This window comes from uncultured Rhodoblastus sp. (assembly GCF_903903185.1).
In the GTDB taxonomy this organism is placed as follows: Bacteria; Pseudomonadota; Alphaproteobacteria; order Rhizobiales; family Beijerinckiaceae; genus Rhodoblastus.
On the sequence record NZ_CAIUXT010000017.1, the window covers coordinates 1 to 5,968 of the forward strand.

Below are 5,968 nucleotides of genomic sequence, written 5' to 3' on the forward strand. Positions count from 1 at the left end.
CCATCGACCACGTCTTCCGCATCCGCGACGCCCATGGCCAATGGGTATGGATAAGGGCGCGGGCGCAGGTGATCCACGAAGGCCGCGCGAGAACGCCGCATCTCGTCGGCATCGCCGTCGATATTTCCGAACAGGTGCGTCTGGCCGAGCGCAGCGCCGCCGCCGACCTGCGCCTGCGCGACGCCGTCGAGAGCATTTCCGAGGCCTTCGTGCTGTGGGACGCGCAAAACCGGCTGGTGCTGTGCAACGCCAAATTCCAGCGGTTGCATGGCCTGCCCCCGCACTGCACCCTCCCCGGCACGCCTTACGCCCAGGCCATGGCCAGTTCGCAGAGCATGGTCGAACAGGCCGATGGCGGGCGCGCGCTCGAGGGCGGCGGCCGGGTCTACGAGGCGCGGCTCGCCGACGGCCGCTGGCTGCAAATCAACGAAAGACGGACCAAGGACGGCGGCTATGTCTCGGTCGGCACCGACATTTCCAATCTGAAACGCCACGAGGAGCAATTGCTCGACAGCGAGCGTCGGCTGATGGCCACCATCGCCGACCTGCGCAAATCCCGCCAGACCCTCGAATATCAGGCGCAGCAGCTCGCCGAACTGGCCGAACGCTATCTGGAGCAGAAGGCTTCCGCCGAAAGCGCCAATCGCGCCAAATCGGATTTCCTGGCCAATATGAGTCATGAATTGCGCACGCCGCTGACCCATATCATCGGCTTCGCCGAAGTCATGGAGCAGCAGTTCTTCGGCGAGATCGGCAACGCCCGCTACGTCGATTACGCCAGCCATATCCGCCAGTCGGGGCAATATCTGCACGGCGTGATCAGCGACGTTCTGGAAATGTCGCGGCTCGACGCCGGTCATGTCACCCTGCGCGCCAGCGAAATCGAGCTCGCGCCGACGCTGGAACAGGCGGTGGACGCGTTCCGCGCGCCGGCCGAGGCGAAAAACGTCGCGATTCGGTTCGCCGCGCCGGGAGACAGCCGGATTTTCGCCGACGCCGAGGCCCTGCGCCGCATCGTCGGGATATTGCTCAAGAACGCCCTCAAATTCACGCCCGAGGGCGGGCGCATCGAGGTCCGCGTCCAGAGCCGGGGCGCGGGCCACGAACTGATCGTCGAGGACAGCGGGTGCGGCATGAGCGCCGAGGAACTGGCCCTCGTCTGCTCGCCGTTCGAGCAAAGCTCGCCGTTGATGCAGGATGGCATGAAGGGTCCGGGGCTTGGCCTGTCGATCGCGCGGTCGCTGGTCGCCATGCATGGCGGCGAACTGAACATCGATTCCGCGCCCGGCGAAGGCGCCCGGGTCACCGTCTATCTGCCCGGCCCCAGCGAAGCCGCGCGGCGGAAGATCGCCATGTCTTCCGCGGCTTGAATTTTCGGCGGCCCGGCGGAGGTTTCAGCCTTTCTGGCGCGCGAAAACCTCGTCCATATGCGCGGCCAGCGCGAGGTCTTTCGCTGTGACGCCGCCGCCGTCGTGGGTCGTCAGCTCCACCCAGACCTTGTTGTAGATATTCTTCCATTCGGGATGATGATCGACCCGCTCGCAATAGAGCGCGACCTCGACCATGAAGGCGAGCGCTCCGCCGAAGGCGTTGAATTTGAAAACCTTGGCGATGCGCTGGCTGTCGCCGCTCCAGCCCTGCGGAATTTCAATCATGGCGCGCTTCCTCGATCGCTGTGCGGGCCGCGTGACGCGTCCCGTTCCCGCTGCTAATTTAGACCACGATTCGCGCGGGAGCCATCATGTCGCAACTCGATAAAGTATTAGAGACCCTCGACTCCGACCGCCAGGGCGCGCTGGACCGCCTGTTCGAACTCTTGCGTTTCAAATCCATCTCGACCGACCCCGCCTATGCCCCCGACTGCGCGCGCGCCGCCGACTGGCTGGTCGCGCAATTGCAGGGTCTCGGCTTCCAGGCCTCCTCGCGTCCGACCGCCGGCCATCCCATCGTCGTCGCCAAGGCCAAGGCGGCGCGCGCCGATGCGCCGCATGTGCTGATCTACGGCCATTACGACGTGCAACCGGTCGATCCGCTCGAACTCTGGACCAGCGATCCTTTCGACCCGCGCGTCGTCGAGACCGAAACCGGCCGCCAGATCGTGGCGCGCGGCGCCGCCGACGACAAGGGCCAGCTGATGACCCTGGTCGAAGCCTGCCGCGCCTTCCGCGCCAATGGCGGCTTGCCGTGCGACGTCACGTTTCTGTTCGAGGGCGAGGAGGAATCCGGCTCGACCTCGCTGCCGGATTTTCTCGCCGCGAATGCGAAAGAACTCAAGGCCGGGCTGATGCTGGTCTGCGACACCAATATGTGGGATCGCGAGACGCCGCTGATCACCTGCATGTTGCGCGGGCTGGCGCTGGAGGAAGTGGTCATCCGGGGCGCGAGCCGCGACCTGCATTCGGGCATGTTCGGCGGCCCGGCGGTCAATCCGATCCATGTGCTGGCGAAAATCATCGCCGGCCTGCACGACGAGACCGGTCGCATCACGCTGCCGGGCTTTTACGATAACGTCCCGGAACTGCCCGAGGAGATCGAGGCGCAATGGGCGGCGCTCAAATTCGACGCCAAAGCCTTTCTCGGCGACGTCGGCCTGTCGATCCCGGCGGGAGAGGCGCAATATTCGGTGCTGGAGCAGATCTGGGCGCGTCCGACCTGCGACGTCAACGGCATCGTCGGCGGTTATATCGGCGCCGGCTCCAAGACCGTGCTGCCGGCCCAGGCCAGCGCCAAATTTTCCTTCCGCCTCGTCGGCAAGCAGAATCCACAGGCGATTCTCGAAACCTTCCGCGATTATGTGCGCGAGAGCCTGCCCGCCGATTGCGAGGCCGAGTTTTTGAGCCATGGCGCCAGCCCGGCGCTGTCGCTGCCGTTCCGCTCGGAGGCGATTCTTCGCGCCAGCCGGGCGCTGGAGGCGGAATGGGGCCGTCCCGCCGTGCTGGCGGCCTCGGGCGGCTCGATTCCGATCGTCGGCCTGTTCAAGCGCGAATTGAAAATGGACACGCTGATGGTCGGCTTCGGCCTCGACGACGACCGCATCCACTCGCCCAACGAGAAATACGAACTGTCGTCGTTCCAGAAGGGCGCGCGCAGCTGGGCCAGAATCCTGTCCGCTCTGGCGGCGTGACCGGAATGGAGCGCGAACCCGGCGGGAAAGCCGATTCGCGCCCGTTTCGTTCATGCCCCGATCCGCCCTTCCCGATCTGGGTCGCCGAGGTTTTTCCGATAGGAGCCATTCGTTAACGCTGCTTCCGACCCCTGGGCGTCTTAAACAAGAAAGGCCCGGCGCTTGCTTCCCTGGATTCACATCGACACGGCGCCCATTCCCGGCGGCGGCGAGCTGCGGCTCAAGCGGCGGGGGGCTGAATTTTCGATCATGCTCGGCGACAACGAGTTGATGAACTCGCGCCTTTCCGGCTCGGAAGAAGCGCTGGCCACATTAAGCGCCGCCAAGATCGGCCAAAATGGCGCGCCAAAAATGCTGATCGGCGGCCTCGGCATGGGGTTTACCTTGCGCGCGGCGCTGAAGGCGCTGCCCTCCACGGCGCGCATCGAAGTCGCGGAACTGGTTCCCGCCGTCGTCGCCTGGGCGCGCGGGCCGATGGCCGAGGTTTTTGCCGGCTCGCTCGAAGATTCCAGGGTGAAAGTCCGCGAGGGCGATGTCGCGGAGATGATCCGGTCGGGCGGCGCCTATGACGCAATTTTGCTCGATGTCGACAATGGGCCGGACGGCCTGACGCGCGTTGCCAATGATGTTTTATATGACTCAGCCGGCCTCGCCGCCGTGCGAACGGCGCTTAAACCCGGCGGGGTTTTCGCGGTCTGGTCTTGCGGACCCGACGAGGACTTTACCCGGCGCCTGCGCAAGGCCGGGTTCGCTGTTGAACAGATTCACGTCCGCGCCGGCCGCGCCAAGGGCGCACGCCATGTGATCTGGCTAGGCGTGCGACGGGAGCGCTGAAGGGCCGGCCAAATCCTTCACTTCTTGCGCCCCGGCTTTTTCGCGGCTTTCGGGACCTTGCCGGGCCAGGCGACGATGCGCTCGATCAGTTCGTCCACCGAAATTTCATCTTCCAGCGGCCCGACCCTGCCGAGAATCGAAATCCCGGCTTCGACCACGCTCTCTTTTCGTCCGCTGACCAAAGGATGCCAATCCGGCAAGTCCTCGCCCCGGGCGATCAGGCGATAGGCACAGGTCGGCGGCAGCCAGGGCAGCGACCCGGCGCTGTCGGGATCGAGCCGCACGCAATCCTTCACCCGGCGCGAGCGGTGGCCGTAATCGGCGCAGCGCGCATTTTTGGCGTCGAGCAGGCGACAGCCGACATCGGTGAAATGGATTGTGCCGGTGTCCTCGTCCTCGAGCTTGACCAGACAGCAGCGCCCGCAACCGTCGCACAGGCTCTCCCATTCCGATTTTGAAAAATCCGCCAGTTTGCGGCCGCGCCAGAACGGCTTTGCCGCTCCTGACCCGGTTCCATCCTGCTTGCCGCGATCCTTCATCGACGCCTGTTCCGAAATGGCGCAAGACCCGCTGGCGCCGACCTTGCGCCGCCAGATCGGCGCGCGCGGTGAAAATATCCCTCCGGGGATGCGCCGACAGGTCTTGCTCGTCAAGGGCTTCGGGACGATGTTGATACCCGGAACCGGAAGTCGTGGCTTCCGGGTCCGGGTTAGGAGCGAACGCGACGCCGAGCTTAAGCGAGGGACCTCCTTAATCGCGACGAGTCGCGATTAAGGAGACTTGGTATAAGAGCATTGACGCGGCGCGAACCAGGGAAGGCAAGGCAGCGTTTTGGCTTATGATTTCCGCAACGCCCGCTGGTTTCGCGCCATTCGCAACGCTCTTCTGGCGTTCGATTCCTGGATCGATTCCTCGCTCTACGACGCCGGCGCCGCCGCCGGCGAGTTGTGGCGCGATTTTTCGAGCTTCATGGAGCGTTTTCACGTGCGCGGCGCCACCCGCGTCGCGGTCGATCTCGCCTGCGAGGCGCTGACGCTTGGGGTCTTCGCCGGTCTGGTCATGGTCGTGCTGGCGCAGCCGGCGATGCGCCTGACCGGCGCCGGCGACTGGCTCAGGAAAGCCGATCTCGCCGTGACCTTTCAGGACCGCTACGGCGTCGAGGTCGGCCGGCGCGGCATCCTGCACGACGACGCCGTGACGCTCGACCAATATCCCGATTATATCGTGCAGGCGGTGCTCGCCACCGAGGACCGGCGCTTTTTCGACCATTGGGGCGTCGATCCGGTCGGACTGGCGCGGGCGCTGACGGTCAACGCGCGCTCCTCCGGCGTGGTTCAGGGCGGCTCGACCCTGACCCAGCAATTGGCGAAAAACCTGTTCCTGTCCAACGAGCGCACCCTCACCCGCAAGATCAACGAGGCTTTTCTGTCGTTTTGGCTCGAAAGCCATTTGAGCAAGAAGCAGATTCTCCAGCTCTATCTCGACCGCGCCTATATGGGCGGCGGCGCCTTCGGCATTCAGGCGGCGGCGCAATTCTATTTCGGCCGCTCGGTCAAGGATGTGACTTTGGCGCAGGCGGCCATGCTCGCAGGCCTGTTCAAGGCGCCGACCAAATTCGCGCCCCATGTCAATCTTCCCGCCGCACGCGCCCGCGCCAACGACGTGCTCGACAATATGGTCAACGCTGGCTACCTGCGCGAGAACCAGATCGCTGATGCCCGACGCCATCCCGCCTCGCCAGTCGATCGCGGCGTGGAATCGACCACGCCCGACTGGTATCTCGACTGGGCCTTCAATGAAATCAAGGCTTTGACCGATTCCGGCAAGCTCGGCGGCGATCGCGTCTTCACCGTGCGCACGGCGCTCGATTCCAGCCTGCAAAAACAGGCGGAGACCACCCTCGACTCGATGCTGCGCCAGAGCGGCCCGACCTTTCACGCCAGCCAGGGCGCTTCGATCGTGCTGGAGCCGCTCGGCGCGGTGCGCGCCATGTTCGGCGGGCGCGATTAC

At 64.9% G+C, this 5,968-nt stretch carries 6 protein-coding genes; 4 read left to right on the plus strand and 2 right to left on the minus strand.

Annotated features, from left to right (window positions below; all coding sequences use genetic code 11):
- The coding region (locus tag QZY01_RS01555; protein WP_294532550.1) for a PAS domain-containing sensor histidine kinase at positions 1-1,370 on the plus strand (1,370 nt) is incomplete at its 5' end.
- A 24-nt stretch (positions 1,371-1,394) separates the two neighbouring features.
- On the opposite strand, the gene QZY01_RS01560 is transcribed toward QZY01_RS01555, so the two are convergent.
- Positions 1,395-1,655, minus strand: a complete 261-nt coding sequence (locus QZY01_RS01560; protein WP_294532552.1) for a 4a-hydroxytetrahydrobiopterin dehydratase — start codon at positions 1,653-1,655, stop codon at positions 1,395-1,397.
- Positions 1,656-1,741: 86 nt separating this feature from the next.
- On the opposite strand from QZY01_RS01560, the gene QZY01_RS01565 reads away from it, so the two are divergent.
- Together QZY01_RS01565 and QZY01_RS01570 are read left to right on the plus strand one after the other, a co-directional pair.
- On the plus strand, positions 1,742-3,124 hold the full coding sequence (locus tag QZY01_RS01565) for a M20/M25/M40 family metallo-hydrolase (RefSeq protein ID WP_294532554.1): 1,383 nt from the start codon (positions 1,742-1,744) through the stop codon (positions 3,122-3,124).
- Between the two features lie 162 nt (positions 3,125-3,286).
- Positions 3,287-3,958, plus strand: coding sequence for a hypothetical protein (locus QZY01_RS01570; RefSeq protein WP_294532555.1), 672 nt, complete (start codon positions 3,287-3,289; stop codon positions 3,956-3,958).
- A 17-nt stretch (positions 3,959-3,975) separates the two neighbouring features.
- Here the strand turns inward: QZY01_RS01570 and QZY01_RS01575 are convergent, their stop codons facing one another.
- Positions 3,976-4,611 carry a YcgN family cysteine cluster protein gene (locus QZY01_RS01575; RefSeq protein ID WP_342394866.1) on the minus strand — a complete coding sequence of 212 codons (636 nt, stop codon included), beginning with the start codon at positions 4,609-4,611 and terminating at the stop codon, positions 3,976-3,978.
- A gap of 178 nt (positions 4,612-4,789) precedes the next feature.
- Here QZY01_RS01575 and QZY01_RS01580 point away from each other — a divergent pair.
- The coding region (locus QZY01_RS01580) for a transglycosylase domain-containing protein (RefSeq protein ID WP_294532557.1) at positions 4,790-5,968 on the plus strand (1,179 nt) is incomplete at its 3' end.

What these genes read in the sequence shown, in the direction of transcription:
- QZY01_RS01560 (WP_294532552.1), bottom strand. Translation starts at nt 1,655, where the DNA reads ATGATTGAAATTCCGCAGGGCTGGAGCGGCGACAGCCAGCGCATCGCC.
- QZY01_RS01565 (WP_294532554.1), top strand. Translation starts at nt 1,742, where the DNA reads ATGTCGCAACTCGATAAAGTATTAGAGACCCTCGACTCCGACCGCCAG.